Source organism: Erwinia papayae (assembly GCF_058241465.1).
This window is the reverse complement of record NZ_JBZCHT010000009.1, coordinates 1,445,417-1,462,091: the sequence shown is the minus strand read 5'-3', so window position 1 is coordinate 1,462,091 and position 16,675 is coordinate 1,445,417. Positions and strand designations below refer to the sequence as shown.

Below are 16,675 nucleotides of genomic sequence, written 5' to 3'. Positions count from 1 at the left end.
TTATCTGGCAATACGCGGTACTCCCGGAAATTCATCACGCTGTCATGCGCCATTAACCTGGCTGTCATCTTTTCCCTTGATACTGTTAGTTGCAATCACCACGCGATTACCGCGTTGTCACATTGTTCAGACCACGAAGGGGTAAGCGATGCTGAACAAATCTGCACATCCACACCCGGTTTACCGGGAGGCCACTCCGCAATCATGGCGTTGCCCACTGTCTGCGCCGGTGCGTCTCAGCCAGCATCTGCCTGAGCAGGGCAGTCATCCCGACGGTGAGAAGCTGCTGGCGGTACTGCGTCCCTGTAACCCGGAAGTGGCCACCGCCCTGGGGCTGGTCGAGGGTGCCACCGTGATCCACCTGCGTATGCTGCGCCGGATCGAGGGCGTACCGGTGTCGGTAATAAACCACTATCTGACCGATGCCAGCGGCTGGCCGCTTTTGCAGCAGTTCAGCGGCGGATCGCTGCATCAGTTTATGCAGCAGGAAATGGGGATGGTGTTGAATCATGACCAGACCCGAATTGCAGTGCGCCGTGCGCAGGCCAAAGAAAGCAGGTTGCTGGAGGTGTCGCTCCATTCGCCGCTGCTGTGCGTGCGGACCGTGAATCGCTGCGCCAGCGGTGCAACGCTGGCGGAATATTCGGTCAGCCTGACGCGCGCCGATATGATTGAACTGACGGTAGAAAACTGAATGGTGCGACTGAAAGCAGGAACCCACAAATGACCTTACTTGCCTGTTTTAACCATCTGGCGGTGGATCGGGAGGATGCCCGCCGACGTATCCGTAAAGCTGTCAATGAACCTGGCGTGGTGGTTTCTTTGCCTGCGCAATCGGGGTGGGGCGATGCCTCTGCGGCGGCAACCACGCTGCTGATGACGTTGCCGCAGCGCGAAACGCCGATCTGGCTGGACAGCAGCCTGCACAGCGAGGCACTGCTTAACAATCTGCATTTACACACCGAGGCTTCGGTGTCCGCTGATAAAAGGGTGCCGTATGCGCTGCTACATACCGAATCAGACATCGCTCCCGACGGCTTTTGCCATCAGCTATCGGCAGAAAAACGCACCACCCTGATTATCGAAGTCGCGGCGCTGAGTGGCGGTCTGACCCTGCGGCTCAGAGGGCCGTCGCTGAGGGAAACGCGTGCGGTGGCTCCCCGGCTGTCGGAAACGGTGCTGCATTATCTGCGTCAGCGTCCACAGGGTATGGCTCAGCGAGTGGATCTGATCTTCACCTGCAAAGAGAAAATGATGGCCCTGCCATCCACCACCGATGTGCAGGTTTGCTGAAGCTGCGCCTACAGGGCCTGCTTTCAGCCAGCGTCCCCCGCTGGCGGTGTTGAGCGGGGGAAGGGCATCAACAGACAGTTACCCGTGCGGCGGGATGCTTATCCCAGCGCCGTTTCCCACCACAATCTGTTCAGCGCATAGTCGCGATTATCGGGATTGGGCGCTTTCTCCCACGGCTTATCAATGATGTAGTGAATATTCTTCACCTTCGCCATATCCCAGATGGCCGCATGCTGGAACGGCAGAGTTTTCAGCGCATTGTAAATCCAGGGCAGCGGTTGCCAGCGCTGATGATAGAAATCGTTGAGGAAATCCTGCTCGGCAAACAGATAGCGCGATAAATCATCCAGCGAGCGAAGATGCTGCATCATATCCTCAAACACCTGCTGGTCTGGTTTCACCACCAGCAGGCCGCCGTTAAGGTAGTTTTCCACTTCGTCGGGTTGCTCGGTGTGTTCCACGCCCCGACAGTAGCTGTAAAAACAGTTCTCGGGCCGCCAGCTTTTGGGATAGCTGGCAATTTTGCCAGGGTTGCAACGGCAGGCGTGGCAGGCGGCGATCCAGCCCTCCGGCAGCGTCAGTTCAAACAGCTCATCCATGTTACGGGTGACCAGCATATCCGCATCAAGAAAAACAATGCGTTCAAACTCGGTCATCCGCCAGATGTTCAGTTTGGTCCACACCTCAGAGAAGCGTTCGCTGGCGTAGTGAGTGTGCTGGCTATCATCCGCCGCCAGCGTGGTCACTTCACGCAGCAGGCAGCCGGCACGGACCAGCATCTGACGGCTGGCGGCATCGATATTGCGGGTGACCAGCACTACCAGCGGCCAGGCCGTGTTGGCCTTTTGTAGCGATTTATGCAGCGCCTTCACCCCGTTAAGGTAATCAGGCTCGGTAAGCAGGGTAGCCCATGCTTTCATTCATTTTCTCCTTATTATCAGTCGAGCAGTCTGGCGGTAAATGTGTTGGCAAATTTATGCTGTGGGTCCAGCGCTTCGCGTATTTCGCAAAACGCCTGCCATTGTGGATAGAGCGCAGGCCAGTCGTACAGCGTATCATCGAAATATTTTCCCCAGTGAGGCCTGCCGCCGACCGCTGCCAGCACTTTTTCCACCGCCTTCAGAAACGCCACGCCTTCTTCTGAAAGCGAGCCGTCCTCGGCGTAATAGACCACAAAACCAAAAAAACAGGTCTCCTGCTGATACGCCGGGCTGAGCCAGCTGGCCGACGGGCCGGTACAGCGCAGGATAATCGGATAGTGCATATGCGGCTGCGTTTCGCTGTGCCACTGTTTGATCTCTGCAATCACCTGCGGGACGTGCGCCAGCGGGATACCTATCTCCACGTTGATTTGCGGCGTGGCAATGCCCCGACAGAACACCTGATAAATATCCCCGGTCACGTCTGAGAAATCTTTAAAACGGGTGACGGTGCGAAACGGTTTTCCCTGATCATCAACGATCTGCGTGTCGTTGCGCATATTATCCAGCGTCTGATCCACCGTGTCATTCATCGCGTCGCTGGTCTGCTGCTGTTTTACCAGATCGTCGTTATTATCGTGATACTCTTCGGTTTCCTCGCGATCTGCCCGGCGGGCATTCCAGACATGCACCTGATTTTCATCAGGAAACCACCAGACTTTACTCAGGGCATAATCCTGGTTCCACGCCAGCAGATCCTGGCCCAGGGTGTCAGCGTGGGCGGCACTTTTAAAGCAGGTATAGACCGCTAACGGCTGGATGCGTAGGGTCACCTGGGTGATCACGCCAAGACACCCCAGACCCAGCTGCACCGCCGCGAAGGCCGGGTGCTGACGATCAAACTCCTGAATGCTGCCATCAGCCATCACCATCCGCAGGCTGAGAAGCTCATCGGCCAGCGAGCTCTGCTTTAACCCCTGGCCGTGCGTGCCGGTGGACAGGGCCCCCGCCAGCGTCTGGACGGCGATCACCCCCGGTGAGGCGGATAACATTCTGTCCATTTCCGTCAGCGTCTGGTACACCTCCTCCAGCGGGGTGCCTGCGGCAAAGGTGGCGCTGGTATCGGTGGATGACAACAGGCCGCGCAGCTGGCAGAGATCGATCAGCATATCCTCCTCCGCCGCCAGCTTCAGCATTCTGCCTGAAGACATCCGGCTGCCCATCACGCGGATCTTTCCTTTGCTGCTGCGAACCAGCTCCTGTAATTCCTGCTCGGTGGCGGGGGTGCGCACCGTGCTCTTGTCGGCCAGCAGGGTATTCTGCGCCCAGTTCCACAGCCCGGCTTCGCTGCCGTCCAGTTGAGGCTCGCGAAGGGGATAACCGTTCTTTTCGGATGACATGAGTAGCTCCAGATTCAGGGCGAAACAGCAGGATGGTATTGGATGGCAGAACAGCATTCTCCGGCTCTGACCGTTCAAGCGTAGCTGAATTACCCCGGAATGACAGAGCTCAGGCCTGCGGCGGGATGTTGACGGATTTCAGAGCGGACGCAGGTAGCGCAGGGTGGCTTCCACCACCAGTAGGCGGTTGCGGGTAATGCTTTGCTGCTCTGTTTCATCATTGCCGAACAGCGTGTGGAACGTATAGCGGTTAGCCACGTTGTGGGTGCAGATGCTGCTGATCAGGCGATGGACGTCCACCGTGGCCACCTCCGGATTGAACACGCCCGCCGCTTTCCCGCGTGACAGAATGCTGTCCAGCACGTCAAGCGCGCTCTGATTCAGCGTCTTTATGCGCGTTGACTGGCTGATAAAACGGCCCCGCATCAGGTTTTCGCTGCACACCAGCCGCAGGAAATCAGGATGGGAAATATGGTAATCGAAGCTGGCTTCCGCCAGCCGCACCATCGCCTCTTCCGGGGGAAACTGTTGCAGATTCAGCCCCGTTTCATGCTGGCGTATCGCCAGATAAACCTGCTCCAGCACCTCGACGTAGAGATTCTCTTTGTTGTTGAAATGGTAAACCACCATGCGTTTGGTGGTACCGGCCTGCTGCGCAATCTGCTCCATGCGTGCGCCCTCCAAGCCGAACCCGGCAAAGGCGCTCAGTGCCGAGGCGAGGATGCGTTTTTTCAGTCCTTGCGGATCATTTTTTCTTTTTTCAGTAGCAGACATAGCAGGTCAGTCAGTCCGTGGTGGTGAAAATGTTCAGCGGGATAAACAGCGCCAAGACTACCACAGATACAGGCGGGTGATGTGCAGGTCAGCGGTCAAAAAAAGCGTGGGTGCCGTCGATCACGCTGCGATGATGCTGTTTGATTTGCTCATCCAGTTGCGTCCTGTCCGGCAACGGCTGGCCGCGCACCACCGCTTCACAGGTGAAGCAAAACAGCAGAATAGCCCGACTACACAGATGTGCCGCATCACTGTAGCTCTCCAGTGAGATAAAATAAGCGGCGTCACTGGCACCACGCTGCTGACAGCTGTCCCAAACGGCCATCAGCGCCCGCCAGACCTCCGTTGCCTCACCCAGCAGGGCGGTTCTGCTGAGGGAAAAAGCCACGATTTCCGCCATGCGCACAAACAGCGGCTGACGGCTGGCGGAGGTGAACAAAATTTCCAGGGTCTTCTGCCACTGCGTCAGGGTGGTGGAAAACAGGGCGTTTTGCAACTGTTCCGGGCTGGCGTGTTGCCAGGGAAATGCGGCAATCAGCCCGCTGAACTGCTGTTGCCAGGCATTACAGGCCGCCTCATCCTCGCAGGGCACCGGCGGCAGCTGCTGCGCCAGCTGTTCAAACCGTTGCAGTTCACGCTGACGCTTCTGCACCGGCCCTTTAATCAGCCGGGCCTTACGCTGTTGCAGACTGTGTAGCGCATCGAGATCGTGGCAGGTCGCCATGGCGATTTCACCGGCCAGCAGCGCTTTATTGATGATCTGGATGCGCTCTGTCGAGGTGACAACTGAACGCTCGGCCAGCAATTCATTTCGGCGGTTAAGGTAAGCCGCAGCAGGACACAGAAAGTGGCTCATCAGCATTCTCATGGTCAGAAAGGCAACGGCGGCGGTTGCCTGTGTAGAGCAGGGAGTATGACACAAGATCGGCCGGTACAACCGGGCCGCGTTGCTTTTCAGCCGAATGCCAGATGGCTTTAGCCGCCAGGCAGATAAAGTTTGCACAAGTTGATATTTCCCTCTGTGCGCGGCACGCGGTTAAATTCTTTTCAGACCCGCTAACCGCAAGGAAAATACCATGCGAACCTTTGCCCTTCTGGCCGCCGCGAGAAAATGGCTGACCGCGCTGCGTCCAACATTTTCTCTTACCCTGCCTGCCGATCAACCGGCTGACAGCGCCCGGTTGAGTGAATCGCTGTTACCAACTGGCCTGTATGGCTTTGAAACCGGCTACCTGCTGGCGAGAGCGCGGTATGAGAAATAGCCGTCACCCTCACCGCATCCGTTATTGTTACTGGAATGAGTTATGCGCTCTAAAGCCCGTTCGCGTTCTGACTGAACGGGCCACGGCGCTCAGGCCTCGTTCAGCGGCCATGCGTCACACTCTGTGCCGTTGACCCACAGACGGCGGTGTTCCTGATGCGGCAGGGTGATATGCAGTTTTTTCCAGCCGGGCTGAAAGTGGCCTTCAGTCGTGATGGTCAGTCGGATAGCGCGGTCGTCACACGTCATCCGCCAGTTCAGCCACAGGGCATTGCCCTGTTGATAGCCCCAGGATTCACCGTCATCCTCAAACAACAGGCCCTCAGCGCTGCCCACGCCTTTTAACGGGAACAGCTTCAGCTCCCGCTGATTATCTTCCGCCACATTCACCGCCCGCAGATGCTGACTGAGCGGCAGGCCCGCGCCTGCGCGCACCAGCAGCGGCAGTTTTTCCAGCGGGGCGGCCAGCGTGACCCACTGCCCGCCGCTGTACCACTCGCCGCTGTAAAAATCGTACCAGCCGGTGAGATTATCCGGCAGCCACAGCGACCGCTGACGCTGGCCCGATTCCACCACGCTTGCCACCAGCAGGTCGCGCCCCAGCATAAACTCATCGCCTTCCACAAAGGTCTGCGCATCATTTTCATGGTCGAGAAAGGTGGGGCGCAGCATCGGCTCATCATCGGCATGGGCCTGCCACAGCAGGGTATAAAGGTAAGGCAGCAGGCGATAGCGCAGTTCGATGGCGTCACGAATGGCGGGGGTCACCGCCGGATACATCCAGGGTTCGTTCACCGTCTGGTCATCATTCCAGGAGTGAATGGTAAAGCGGGGATGCATCACGCCATTCTGTACCCAGCGCACAAAGAGTTCGGCGTCCGGCTTGTCCCCGGCAAAGCCGCCAACATCGTGACCAAGGTTATACAGACCGGAAAGGCTCATACCCAGCCCCATGCGGATGTTATACCGCAGGGTCTGCCAGCTGGTGCGGTTATCCCCGCTCCAGGTCTGCACATAGCGCTGCATCCCGGCGCAGCCGGAGCGTGATATCAGAAAAGGGCGTTTCTCCGGCGCGAAACGCTGCTGCGCTTCCATTGAGGCGCGCATCATCAGCAACGGCATCACCGGGCGGATATCCTTTATCGCCAGGCTGCAGCCAAAGCCGTGACAGCGCGCCTCGCCATCCCACACTTCATATTCGTTGTTGTCGTTCCAGGTTGAATCTATGCCCATCTCCAGCAGCTGGCGGGTTACCCCCTGTTGCCACCAGGTAATGGTGGCGGGGTTGGTAAAGTCGAGGTGTGAGCCTTCATCGTCCCAGAATGCGGAGCGCTCAGGCTGGTCGCTTTCAGAGTCGCGGATAAACAGACCCTGCGCGGCAACGGCCTGGTACTGGGGGTGATCCTGCAACAGACAGGGCTTGATGTTGGCGGCCAGATGCAGCCCGGCGGCATGGAAGGCGGCGCTCATCTGCTGCGGCTGCGGCACTTTTTCCCGGTTCCAGTTAAATACGTAACGCTTGTTATTGATTGAGGTGTAGCCGGAGGAGAGCTGGAACGAATCACAGGGGATCGCCTGTTCGCGACAAAGCCGGATAAAGTTCATCAGCTGCTGCTGCGCGTCGGGCGCGTCGGTGTAGTGCATGGTTGAGCCGCTGTAACCAAGGCTCCATTTCGGGCCGAACAGCGTTTTACCGGTGAGACGAACAAAGGCTTTGGTGACATCCAGCACCCGGCTGCCGGTGAACAGGTAGTAATCGATATCGCCACTCTCCGCCTGCCAGCGGCGATAGGGTTGATGATAGTTATCAAGCTCGTTGCCCAGGTCCAGCTGGGTGTTGCTCAGATTATCGTAATAGAGGCCGAAGCTGATGTTGTCGCGCCGCGTCAGGGTAAAAGGAATATGTTTATACAGCGGGTCGGTGGTGGCGGCGTTGTAGCCCATTGCATCCAGATTACGCATCTCATACCGCCTGCCATTACGTTGCAAATCACCGGCTTTCTCCCCCAGCCCGTAGTAGCGTTCGTCGGGCTGGCGGCGCAGATAGTGGGCGACCCCATCCCCGTGGGCATTCAGCAGATAGGCGCTTGTGGTCCGGCCGCCGGTGAGAAACTGCCATTCGCCGTGCGGATCAAGGTAGTGCCACTCCAGCCACAGCGGCTGATGCACCGTCACCCGTAACTGACGGGTGGTCAGCACCAGGCTGTCAGCCTGTTCGCTGACGGTAAAAGCGGGCAGGCTGAATCCCGCCAGGCTCTCGCGTGAACGTCCCTCCCAGGGCACTTCGCCCTGCGGGGCAATGCTCCAGCTGCGGTCGGGATTAAATTCGCCCTGACGTTTTACCGCCACCCGGATCAGGTTTTCTTCCAGCACATACAGGCAGAGATGATGCCTGCCATCAACGATTAACTGAAGGTGGTGCGCATCCGACTGCGCCAGGGTCCAGTGTTTAAGGGTTTTCATGGTCAGTCTCACTCTCAGGCGCGCGTGGCGCGGCGTTCAGCAATAAAGGCGATCAGGAACAGGGCACCGATCAGATCGAAAAATCCCATCGCCACAAACAGCGGATTGAATCCAATCCGGTCGGCGGTGACCCCGATAATCAGCGAGAAGATAAAGCTGGAGATCCACGCAAACGAACCGCGCATTCCGTTGACCGTTGCCATCTGCCCTTTTTCAAACGACTCCACCACCAGCGCGCTGAGCATGCAGGAGATAATCTGGTGCCCAAAGCCGCCAATGGAGATCAGCACAATCGCTATATAGGGATTACGGGTGGTGGCGACCAGCGCCAGCGACAGCATCAGAAAAGCGCCGGTAACAGAGCTGGCAACAATGGAGTTAACCCGGGTGCAGCCAAAAAAACGCAGGTAGATGCGCGTCAGATAGCCGCTGACCACGCTGCCCAAATCGGCAGCCAGAAAGGGCAGCCAGGCAAACATGGCGATCTGCTTCAGATCCATTCCCATCTCTTTCGCCAGGTAGAGCGGCACCCAGAAGCTGAGCACGCCCCACGCCGGTTCGGCCATAAAGGCTGGCAGGGCGATGCCGTAGAAACGTTTGTTTTTACACACGGTTTTCAGCGCGGTGAAAAAGGGCAGTTTCACCGCAGGCGGTTCATTATCCTGCCGGATATAGGCCAGCTCTTCTCCGCTGAGGTTGGGATGCTTTTCAGGCGAGTGGTAGAACAGCGCCCAGGCCACCACCCAGCATAGCCCCAGGATGCCGGTGAACAGAAAGGCGCCCTGCCAGCCAAACGAGCCGTGGGCAAAATAGATGATTGGCGGTGCCAGCATCGCCCCCATAGAGAAGCCAACCCCGGCCCAACCGGCAGAGACCGGTCGCTCCTTTTTCGGAAACCACTCTCCCAGCGTTTTGGCATTCGCCGGGGTGGCGGCCGCCTCCGCGCCGCCCATAAAAAAGCGCAGCAGCAGATGCAGCCAGTTACTGGCTCCGGCATGAAACAGGCAGGCCAGCGCCCAGACCGTAGCGCAGATTAAAAAGCCTGCCTTCAGGCCGATGACATCAATCAGCCATCCACACAGCGGCTGAAACAGGGTATAGGCCAGCTGGAAAGCGCCGACGATCCAGGAATATTGTTCAGTGGTGATACCGAGGCTGGTTTTCAGCTCCGGCGCGAGGATGCCCAGCGAATTGCGAGTAATGTAGTTGACGGTGACGCCGGTCAGAAACAGCACCAGCACCCACCAGCGCAGATTGCGGATAATGCGCTTACTTTTTATTGCGGTCCCTGTCAGTACAGTGCGGTTCATATTGTTCTCCACGTTGAGTCGGCTGTGGTGCGAAAAAACAATAAGAAGGCGGCGGCATACTGCGCGGCTGCATTGATAACGGCTGTTTTTGTTTCGCGAAACCGAGTGAAACACAGCCGGCATCACCGGTCGCCATACAGAGGGCTTAATTGTGATTTGGTTAACCAATTTTATCTTTATGGGGCGATCGCGGTCACAAAACGGGCAGGTCCAGGCAGCATCAGGCGCTAAAATGCCGATTATGCTTAGTGTGATGCAAACTGGTTGACCTGTGTTCAGGCCGCCTGGCCGATGCAGCAAACGCTTAAATCATCCCGGAGGAGAGAAAATGGAACAAACATGGCGCTGGTATGGCCCGAACGATCCCGTCTCGCTGGCCGATGCCAGACAGGCGGGCGCGACCGGCATTGTCACTGCTCTGCACCATATCCCGAATGGCGAAGTGTGGAGCGTGGCAGAGATCCGCAAAAGGCAGGCCATCATTGAACAGGCGGGGCTGGTCTGGTCGGTAGTGGAGAGTGTCCCGGTTCATGAGGAGATCAAAACCCGCAGCGGACAGGTTGACCAGTGGATCGCCAGTTACTGCCAGACGCTGCGCAATCTGGCCGCGTGTGGCATCCGCACCGTCTGCTATAACTTTATGCCGGTGTTGGACTGGACGCGCACCGATCTCGCCTGGCCGCTGCCGAACGGGGCGAAAGCGCTGCGTTTTGATCAGATTGAATTTGCCGCCTTCGACCTGCATATTCTCCGGCGTCCCGGTGCCGCCGCTGATTATCAGCCGCACGAGGTGGAGCAGGCCGCCGCCTGTTTTGCCGCCATGAGCGAGGATGCCAGGGCGCGCCTGACACGCAACATTATCGCCGGCTTGCCTGGATCGGAAGAGGGCTACACCCTGGCGAAGTTCCGCGCCCAGCTGGCGCGTTATCAGCACATCGACAAGGCCCGCCTGCGGGAGAATTTTGCCCATTTCCTGCGGGAGATAATCCCGGTGGCCGAACAGGTCGGCGTGCGTATGGCGGTGCATCCGGACGATCCACCCCGACCTGTACTGGGCCTGCCGCGCATTGTCTCTGACGTCGATGACATGCAGTGGATGGTGGAGACGGTCAGCAGCCCGGCCAATGGGTTCACCTTCTGTACCGGTTCTTACGGGGTGCGCGCCGATAACGACCTGCCTGCAATGCTCCGACGTTTTGCCGAACGCGTCTGGTTTATTCATCTGCGCGCCACCCGACGGGAAGAAAACCCCAACAGCTTTCATGAGGCGGAGCACCTGGGCGGCGATGTGGATATGGTGGCGGTGATTAAGGCGATTGCGACAGAGGAACAGCGCCGTAAAAGTCTCGGCGAGCCGGATGCCATCCCGATGCGTCCCGATCACGGTCATCAGATGCTGGACGACCTGCACAAACAGACCAATCCGGGTTATTCTGCGATTGGCCGCCTGAAAGGGCTGGCTGAAATTCGCGGCGTCGAACTGGCCGTTCGCCGTACGTTGTCCACTAACGGAGCCTGAGATGATCCCCGACACGTCTGCATCACGTCCTTATCAGCAGGTGGCTACCCGACTGCGCGAAATGATCCTCCGGGGGGCGACCGCCGTTGGCGATCGCCTGCCCGCCGAGCGGGAGATTGCCGGGCAGCTTCAGGTGACGCGCACGCTGGTGCGTGAAGCGTTGATCATGCTGGAAATTGAGGGGCTGATTGAGGTGCGACGCGGGGCCGGAATTTATGTTGTCGCCATGCCCGCGCCCGGCCAGCGCCAGGCGGCAGGCGGTCAGGCACCACAGCAGGAGAGCGCCGGTCCGTTTGAACTGTTGCAGGCGCGACAGCTGCTGGAGAGCAACATTGCCGAATTTGCTGCCCAGCAGGTGACGCCTGCTGATATCAGCAAAATGCGCCAGGCGCTGCTGCTGGAGGAGCAGGAGCTGGCGACCGACAGCCTGGACGACACGGAAAAGGGCGACCGGCTGTTTCATCTGGCCATTGCCGAAGCCACTCACAACAGCCTGCTGGTGGAGCTGTTCAGGCAGTCATGGCAGTGGCGGGTGAATAACCCGATGTGGGCGCAGCTGCATCGCCATCTCGACAGTTCCCACTACCGGCAGGCGTGGCTGGAGGATCACCGGCGCATCCTCGCGGCGCTGATAAAAAAAGATCCCCGCGCCGCGAAATGCGCCATGTGGCAGCATCTTGAAAACGTCAAACAGCGACTGCTGGAGTTTTCCGATGTCGATGACCTTAACTTTGATGGCTATCTGTTTGCCTCATGGCCACTGGGCGAAGGCAGTGAATGAGCGGGCCAGCCGCTCAGGGCGATGCTGCTCTGCCGTCGTGCACACCGGCGGGCCGTTTTTACTCTCCCGCCGTGCAGTCAGGCCGCCTGTTCCTGTGGGATGTGGATATCGACGCTGATCCTCTCCCCGTTGTGGTCAAACACCATGCAGTGATGCGGCCAGAAAGAGGGGCGTAATTTCTGATAAGGACGGAAATGCACATCACCCGGCAGCAGCATTTTAAAACCGTCATGGCCGTGGCTCTGACCAAACAGACAGGTGTTGTTGCCCAGACGCTCCACCACTTCGCAGTGGAAATCAAGCTGTAACGGCGCGTCGCCGCCCATCTGCAACTGCTCCGGCCGGATGCCCAGCGTCACCTTGTCTCCGGGCTGCAATGGCCGCTGCGGCACCGGCAATGTCAGCAACCGTTCCCCTTCGTTAATGCTGACCACCAGTCCGTCGTTCCCGTACTGGACGACGCTCGCGGGCAAAAAATTCATCTTCGGCGAGCCGATAAACCCGGCCACAAAGCGGTTCACCGGGTTGTAATAGAGCGCCATCGGTGCGCCGACCTGTTCCACCCGGCCGTCATTCATTACCACAATTTTATCCGCCAGCGTCATCGCTTCGACCTGATCGTGGGTGACATATACCATGGTGGTTTTCAGTTCCTGATGCAGCCTGGCGATATGCAGGCGCATCTCCACGCGCAGTTCCGCATCAAGGTTCGACAGCGGCTCATCAAACATGAACACCCGTGGATTGCGCACGATAGCCCGGCCAATCGCCACACGCTGTCGCTGACCGCCGGAGAGCTCTATAGGTTTACGCTCCAGCAGATGGGAGTGTTGCAGCGTTTTCGCCACCCTCTCCACCAGACGGGCAATTTCCGCTCTGGCCATGCCGTTGACCTTCAGCCCGTAGCCGATGTTTTCCGCCACGCTCATATGCGGGTAGAGCGCATAAGACTGGAACACCATCGCCACGCCACGATGTGCCGGGGCGACATCATTGACGGGCCGATCGTCAATCAGGATCTGGCCGTCACTGACTTCCTCCAGTCCGGCAATCAAACGGAGCAGGGTGGATTTGCCGCAGCCCGACGGGCCTACAAACACGGTGAATTCGCCTGCCTCAATATCCAGAACAATATTTTTCAGCGTTTCTGTTTTGCCAAAGCGCTTGATGACATTTCTCAGTCTGATGCTGGACATGTAAATCCTCATCGCAAATCGGGTGGATGAACAATAAATGTATTACGTATAACAAATGAATGTTTTTGCCGGCAACCCTTATCCGGCCTGAGCTGACTATAGCGCTGCGATGAAACCTGCCCTAACGGCGATTTTGATTTATGTAACAGCGATCACACATTGATGAGAACGGGCTGGAGATAACTCGGGCTGGCGCGTAGCGTATGACATTAACAGGGTTGACTGTCTCCTCCTTTACAGGCCGCTTAATAAGCAAGTTGTGATGTTAAAAGCCGGGAAGGATATCGGATGCCGAAAGAAAAATGTAATACGCTCACATGAGGCCGATAATGAAAAGTAAAACAAGCATCACGCTGCTGCTGTCAGCACTGCTCCTGAATCAGACGGTTTACGCGGCTCAGCAGCTGACCGTCTGGGAGGATATTAAGAAGTCGGACGGCATTAAGACGGCGGTAGCGGATTTCAGCCGGCAGTTTAATGTCGAGGTGAAAGTGCAGGAGATGCCTTTCACCCAGCAGATTGAGAAGCTGCGGCTGGATGGCCCGGCCGGGATTGGTCCCGATGTGCTGGTTATCCCTAATGACCAGTTGGGGAGCGCGGTGGTGCAGGGACTGCTGGCCCCTTTAAAAGTCGATGCGGCAGCGCAGGCGGCGTATACGCCTGCGGCGATGGCGGCGTTCACCGAGGGAAAGGTGGTATACGGCATTCCGAAAGCGGTGGAAACCCTGGTGCTGATATACAACAAAGATCTGCTACCTGCTCCGCTCAGCACGCTGGAGGAGTATCGCGTCTTCTCAAAAAAACAGCGCGAAGCGAAGCAGTACGGCCTGCTGGCCAAGTTTGACCAGCTCTATTACAGCTGGGGAGTGATGGCACCGATGGGGGGCTATCTGTTTGCTAAACAGAGTTCCGGGGCGCTGAACACCAAAGATATCGGCCTGAACACGCCGGGCAGCGTCGCCGCCGTGACCCTGCTGAAAAGCTTCTTCAGTGAGGGGCTGCTCCCGGGGGGCATTCTGGGTGACAGCGGGTTGAATGCGATTGACTCGCTGTTTACCGAAAAGAAAGCGGCGGCGGTGATCAATGGCCCGTGGGCATTTCAGCCTTATCAGGCTGCCGGTATTAACTATGGCGTTGCGCCATTGCCGATGCTGCCGGATGGCAAGCCGATGAGCTCGTTTCTCGGCGTGAAAGGTTATGTGGTGTCGACCTGGAGCAAAGACCAGGCGCTGGCCCAGCAGTTTATCCAGTTTATTAACCAGCCGCAGTACGTCAAAACGCGCTATCAGCAGACCCAGGAGATCCCGCCGGTAGTGGCGCTGATGAACGATCCTGTGATTAAAAATGATGAAAAAGCCAATGCCGTGGCGGTGCAGGCTGCGCGGGCGGTGGCGATGCCTGGCGTGCCGGAAATGCAGGAAGTGTGGGGACCGGCCAACGCGGCGCTGGAACTGAGCGTCTCCGGCAAGCAGCCGCCAAAAGCGGCGCTGGATGCCGCCGTTAAGCAGATTTCCATGCAGATCGACGCAATGCAGGCCAGCAATCAGTAACCGGGCCGCAACCTGAGCCGCCAGAATAAGGATAATGATGTGATTATTTCTCCCAGTGAAAAGCTGACGCTGACCCCGCGTTCACGTCGCCATGCCATAACCGGCGCGCTGCTGGCACTATTGCCGGGATGTGGTCAGTTTTATCATCGGCAGTGGCTGAAAGGCGGCTGTTTTCTGCTGCTGCTCAGCAGTTTTGCCGGGGTGTTCCGCCAGGTGCTGCCACAGGGATTATGGGGGCTGTACACCCTGGGGGAGCAGCTACCACGGGATAACTCCATCTTTCTGCTGGCGGAAGGGATTCTCAGCCTGTTGATTGTGGCTTTTGGCCTGGCGCTCTGGCTGCTGTCGCTGCGCGATGCCTGGCTGAACGGCGCAAAGCGGGATGCGGGACAGCCGCTCAACAGCGTCCGTAAGCAGTATCAGCTGTTGTTGCGCGATGGCTTTCCGTATCTGATGATTACGCCGGGATTTATCCTGCTGGTGTTTGTGGTGGTGTTTCCCATTCTGTTCGGCTTCGCCATTGCCTTTACCAACTACAACCTTTATCACTCGCCACCGGCCAGGCTGGTGGACTGGGTGGGTGCTAAAAACTTTATCAATATTTTCAGCCTCTCTGTCTGGCGCTCCACCTTTGTTGACGTGTTGCAGTGGACGGTGGTGTGGACGCTGCTGGCTACCACCCTGCAATGTACGGTTGGCGTGCTGCTGGCGATTCTGGTCAATCAGAAGGACCTGCGCTTTAAACCCCTTATCCGCACCATTTTTATTCTGCCGTGGGCGGTGCCGGGATTTGTCACCATCCTGGTGTTTACCGGCATGTTTAACGACACCTTCGGGGTGATTAACAACACCATTCTCGACTTCTTTGGCATTGCGCCAAAAGCGTGGCTGACGGACCCTTTCTGGACCAAAACCGCGCTGATTATGATGCAGACCTGGCTGGGCTTTCCGTTTGTGTTTGCCATGACCACCGGGGTGTTGCAGGCCATTCCGGACGATCTCTATGAGGCGGCGATCATGGACGGCGCAAGCGCCTGGACCCGGCTGAAAACCATCACCCTGCCGCTGGTACTGTATGCCATCGCGCCGATCATCATCACCCAGTACACCTTCAACTTTAATAATTTCAATATCATATATCTGTTTAACAACGGCGGCCCGGCGGTGGCAGGCTCCAGCGCGGGCGGCACGGATATCCTGGTTTCGTGGATCTACAAGCTGACCATGTCATCGTCGCAGTATGCCATCGCCGCCAGCATCACCATTCTGCTGTCGATCTTCGTGGTGGGCCTGGCGCTGTGGCAGTTCCGCGCCACCCGCGCATTTAAACAAGATGAGATGGCGTAAGGAGCACTCATGGCAAAGTCGGTCAGTATTAAACGCGAAAAATGGTTGCGCCTGTCGCTCAGTTGGCTGCTGGTGGGGCTGGTTTCGCTGATTATCATCTATCCGCTGGTGTGGACGGTGGGCGCGTCACTGAATGCGGGAAACAGCCTGCTCAGCAGTTCCGTGATCCCGGAAAACCCCTCGCTGCAACACTATCGCGACCTGTTCAACGGCAGCGTGCCTTACATGACCTGGTACTGGAATTCACTGAAAATCAGCGTGCTGACCATGCTGCTGACCCTCGCCAGCGTCAGTTGCACCGCTTATGCCTTTTCGCGTTTTCGTTTTAAGGGGCGGCAGAATGGTCTGATGCTGTTTCTGCTGTTGCAGATGATCCCGCAATTTTCAGCGCTGATCGCCATCTTCGTGCTGTCGCAACTGCTTGGACTGATTAACAGCCATCTGGCGCTGGTGCTGATTTATGTTGGCGGGATGATCCCGATGAACACCTATCTGATGAAAGGCTATCTTGATGCCATTCCGAAAGATCTGGATGAATCGGCGCGTATGGATGGCGCGGGCAATTTTCGCATCTTTATTGAAATCATTATGCCGCTGTCAAAGCCGATCCTCGCGGTGGTGGCGCTGTTTTCTTTTACCGGCCCGCTGGGGGATTTCATTCTCTCCAGCACCATTCTGCGCACGCCGGAGCAGTTCACCCTGCCGATTGGCCTGTATAACCTGGTGGCGCAGAAAATGGGTGCCAGCTACACCACCTATGCGGCGGGCGCGGTGCTGATTGCGCTGCCGGTGGCGCTGCTCTATCTGGCATTGCAAAAATACTTCGTCTCCGGCCTGACCTCAGGCAGTACTAAGGGATAA

Annotated in this window: 14 protein-coding genes and 1 pseudogene; 8 read left to right on the top strand and 7 right to left on the bottom strand. The window is 57.6% G+C overall.

Annotation, left to right across the window (positions count from 1 at the left end):
- Positions 1-214: 214 nt before the first annotated feature.
- A pseudogene (locus tag AC3RPL_RS11680) lies at positions 215-694 on the top strand (UTRA domain-containing protein); the annotation flags it as partial.
- A gap of 29 nt (positions 695-723) precedes the next feature.
- Entirely contained in the window at positions 724-1,293 is a 570-nt protein-coding gene (locus tag AC3RPL_RS11675; RefSeq protein WP_490740144.1) for a phosphonate C-P lyase system protein PhnH, read from the top strand.
- Positions 1,294-1,391: 98 nt separating this feature from the next.
- Here the strand turns inward: AC3RPL_RS11675 and AC3RPL_RS11670 are convergent, their stop codons facing one another.
- The 4 genes from AC3RPL_RS11670 to AC3RPL_RS11655 form a co-directional block, all read right to left on the bottom strand.
- A complete protein-coding gene (locus AC3RPL_RS11670) occupies positions 1,392-2,213 on the bottom strand; it encodes a glycosyltransferase family 8 protein (RefSeq protein WP_490740143.1) in 822 nt (273 codons plus the stop codon).
- 17 nt (positions 2,214-2,230) lie between these two features.
- Positions 2,231-3,613: a D-arabinono-1,4-lactone oxidase gene (locus AC3RPL_RS11665; protein ID WP_490740142.1), complete on the bottom strand. Its 1,383-nt coding sequence runs from the start codon at positions 3,611-3,613 to the stop codon at positions 2,231-2,233.
- A gap of 138 nt (positions 3,614-3,751) precedes the next feature.
- Entirely contained in the window at positions 3,752-4,387 is a 636-nt protein-coding gene (locus AC3RPL_RS11660) for a TetR/AcrR family transcriptional regulator (protein WP_490740141.1), read from the bottom strand.
- A gap of 88 nt (positions 4,388-4,475) precedes the next feature.
- Positions 4,476-5,243 carry a hypothetical protein gene (locus AC3RPL_RS11655; protein WP_490740140.1) on the bottom strand — a complete coding sequence of 256 codons (768 nt, stop codon included), beginning with the start codon at positions 5,241-5,243 and terminating at the stop codon, positions 4,476-4,478.
- A 220-nt stretch (positions 5,244-5,463) separates the two neighbouring features.
- Between AC3RPL_RS11655 and AC3RPL_RS11650 the strand changes: the two genes are divergently transcribed.
- The gene (locus AC3RPL_RS11650) at positions 5,464-5,649 is read left to right on the top strand and encodes a hypothetical protein (protein ID WP_379889255.1); all 186 of its coding nucleotides are present in this window, start codon (positions 5,464-5,466) and stop codon (positions 5,647-5,649) included.
- 89 nt (positions 5,650-5,738) lie between these two features.
- Here AC3RPL_RS11650 and AC3RPL_RS11645 read toward each other — a convergent pair whose 3' ends face one another.
- Both AC3RPL_RS11645 and AC3RPL_RS11640 read right to left on the bottom strand, forming a co-directional pair.
- Positions 5,739-8,111: a glycoside hydrolase family 31 protein gene (locus AC3RPL_RS11645; RefSeq protein WP_490740139.1), complete on the bottom strand. Its 2,373-nt coding sequence runs from the start codon at positions 8,109-8,111 to the stop codon at positions 5,739-5,741.
- 14 nt (positions 8,112-8,125) lie between these two features.
- On the bottom strand, positions 8,126-9,421 hold the full coding sequence (locus AC3RPL_RS11640; RefSeq protein ID WP_490740138.1) for an MFS transporter: 1,296 nt from the start codon (positions 9,419-9,421) through the stop codon (positions 8,126-8,128).
- Positions 9,422-9,749: 328 nt separating this feature from the next.
- On the opposite strand from AC3RPL_RS11640, the gene uxuA reads away from it, so the two are divergent.
- Both uxuA and AC3RPL_RS11630 read left to right on the top strand, forming a co-directional pair.
- On the top strand, positions 9,750-10,940 hold the full coding sequence (gene uxuA / locus AC3RPL_RS11635; protein WP_490740137.1) for a mannonate dehydratase: 1,191 nt from the start codon (positions 9,750-9,752) through the stop codon (positions 10,938-10,940).
- 1 nt (position 10,941) lies between these two features.
- Positions 10,942-11,721, top strand: coding sequence for an FCD domain-containing protein (locus AC3RPL_RS11630; RefSeq protein ID WP_490740136.1), 780 nt, complete (start codon positions 10,942-10,944; stop codon positions 11,719-11,721).
- 77 nt (positions 11,722-11,798) lie between these two features.
- Here the strand turns inward: AC3RPL_RS11630 and AC3RPL_RS11625 are convergent, their stop codons facing one another.
- Positions 11,799-12,917, bottom strand: a complete 1,119-nt coding sequence (locus tag AC3RPL_RS11625; RefSeq protein WP_490740135.1) for an ABC transporter ATP-binding protein — start codon at positions 12,915-12,917, stop codon at positions 11,799-11,801.
- A 329-nt stretch (positions 12,918-13,246) separates the two neighbouring features.
- Here AC3RPL_RS11625 and AC3RPL_RS11620 point away from each other — a divergent pair, with 329 nt between their 5' ends.
- The 3 genes from AC3RPL_RS11620 to AC3RPL_RS11610 are packed head-to-tail and all read left to right on the top strand — an operon-like array spanning position 13,247 to position 16,675.
- The gene (locus tag AC3RPL_RS11620) at positions 13,247-14,467 is read left to right on the top strand and encodes an extracellular solute-binding protein (protein ID WP_490740134.1); all 1,221 of its coding nucleotides are present in this window, start codon (positions 13,247-13,249) and stop codon (positions 14,465-14,467) included.
- Between the two features lie 39 nt (positions 14,468-14,506).
- Positions 14,507-15,814, top strand: a complete 1,308-nt coding sequence (locus AC3RPL_RS11615; RefSeq protein ID WP_034939224.1) for a carbohydrate ABC transporter permease — start codon at positions 14,507-14,509, stop codon at positions 15,812-15,814.
- A 9-nt stretch (positions 15,815-15,823) separates the two neighbouring features.
- Complete coding sequence (locus AC3RPL_RS11610; RefSeq protein ID WP_034939170.1) at positions 15,824-16,675, top strand: sugar ABC transporter permease; 852 nt, start codon at positions 15,824-15,826, stop codon at positions 16,673-16,675.

Coding starts and splice junctions, on each gene's coding strand:
- AC3RPL_RS11675 (WP_490740144.1), top strand. CDS start 724: ATGACCTTACTTGCCTGTTTTAACCATCTGGCGGTGGATCGGGAGGAT.
- AC3RPL_RS11670 (WP_490740143.1), bottom strand. CDS start 2,213: ATGAAAGCATGGGCTACCCTGCTTACCGAGCCTGATTACCTTAACGGG.
- AC3RPL_RS11665 (WP_490740142.1), bottom strand. CDS start 3,613: ATGTCATCCGAAAAGAACGGTTATCCCCTTCGCGAGCCTCAACTGGAC.
- AC3RPL_RS11660 (WP_490740141.1), bottom strand. CDS start 4,387: ATGTCTGCTACTGAAAAAAGAAAAAATGATCCGCAAGGACTGAAAAAA.
- AC3RPL_RS11655 (WP_490740140.1), bottom strand. CDS start 5,243: ATGAGCCACTTTCTGTGTCCTGCTGCGGCTTACCTTAACCGCCGAAAT.
- AC3RPL_RS11650 (WP_379889255.1), top strand. CDS start 5,464: ATGCGAACCTTTGCCCTTCTGGCCGCCGCGAGAAAATGGCTGACCGCG.
- AC3RPL_RS11645 (WP_490740139.1), bottom strand. CDS start 8,111: ATGAAAACCCTTAAACACTGGACCCTGGCGCAGTCGGATGCGCACCAC.
- AC3RPL_RS11640 (WP_490740138.1), bottom strand. CDS start 9,421: ATGAACCGCACTGTACTGACAGGGACCGCAATAAAAAGTAAGCGCATT.
- uxuA (WP_490740137.1), top strand. CDS start 9,750: ATGGAACAAACATGGCGCTGGTATGGCCCGAACGATCCCGTCTCGCTG.
- AC3RPL_RS11630 (WP_490740136.1), top strand. CDS start 10,942: ATGATCCCCGACACGTCTGCATCACGTCCTTATCAGCAGGTGGCTACC.
- AC3RPL_RS11625 (WP_490740135.1), bottom strand. CDS start 12,917: ATGTCCAGCATCAGACTGAGAAATGTCATCAAGCGCTTTGGCAAAACA.
- AC3RPL_RS11620 (WP_490740134.1), top strand. CDS start 13,247: ATGAAAAGTAAAACAAGCATCACGCTGCTGCTGTCAGCACTGCTCCTG.
- AC3RPL_RS11610 (WP_034939170.1), top strand. CDS start 15,824: ATGGCAAAGTCGGTCAGTATTAAACGCGAAAAATGGTTGCGCCTGTCG.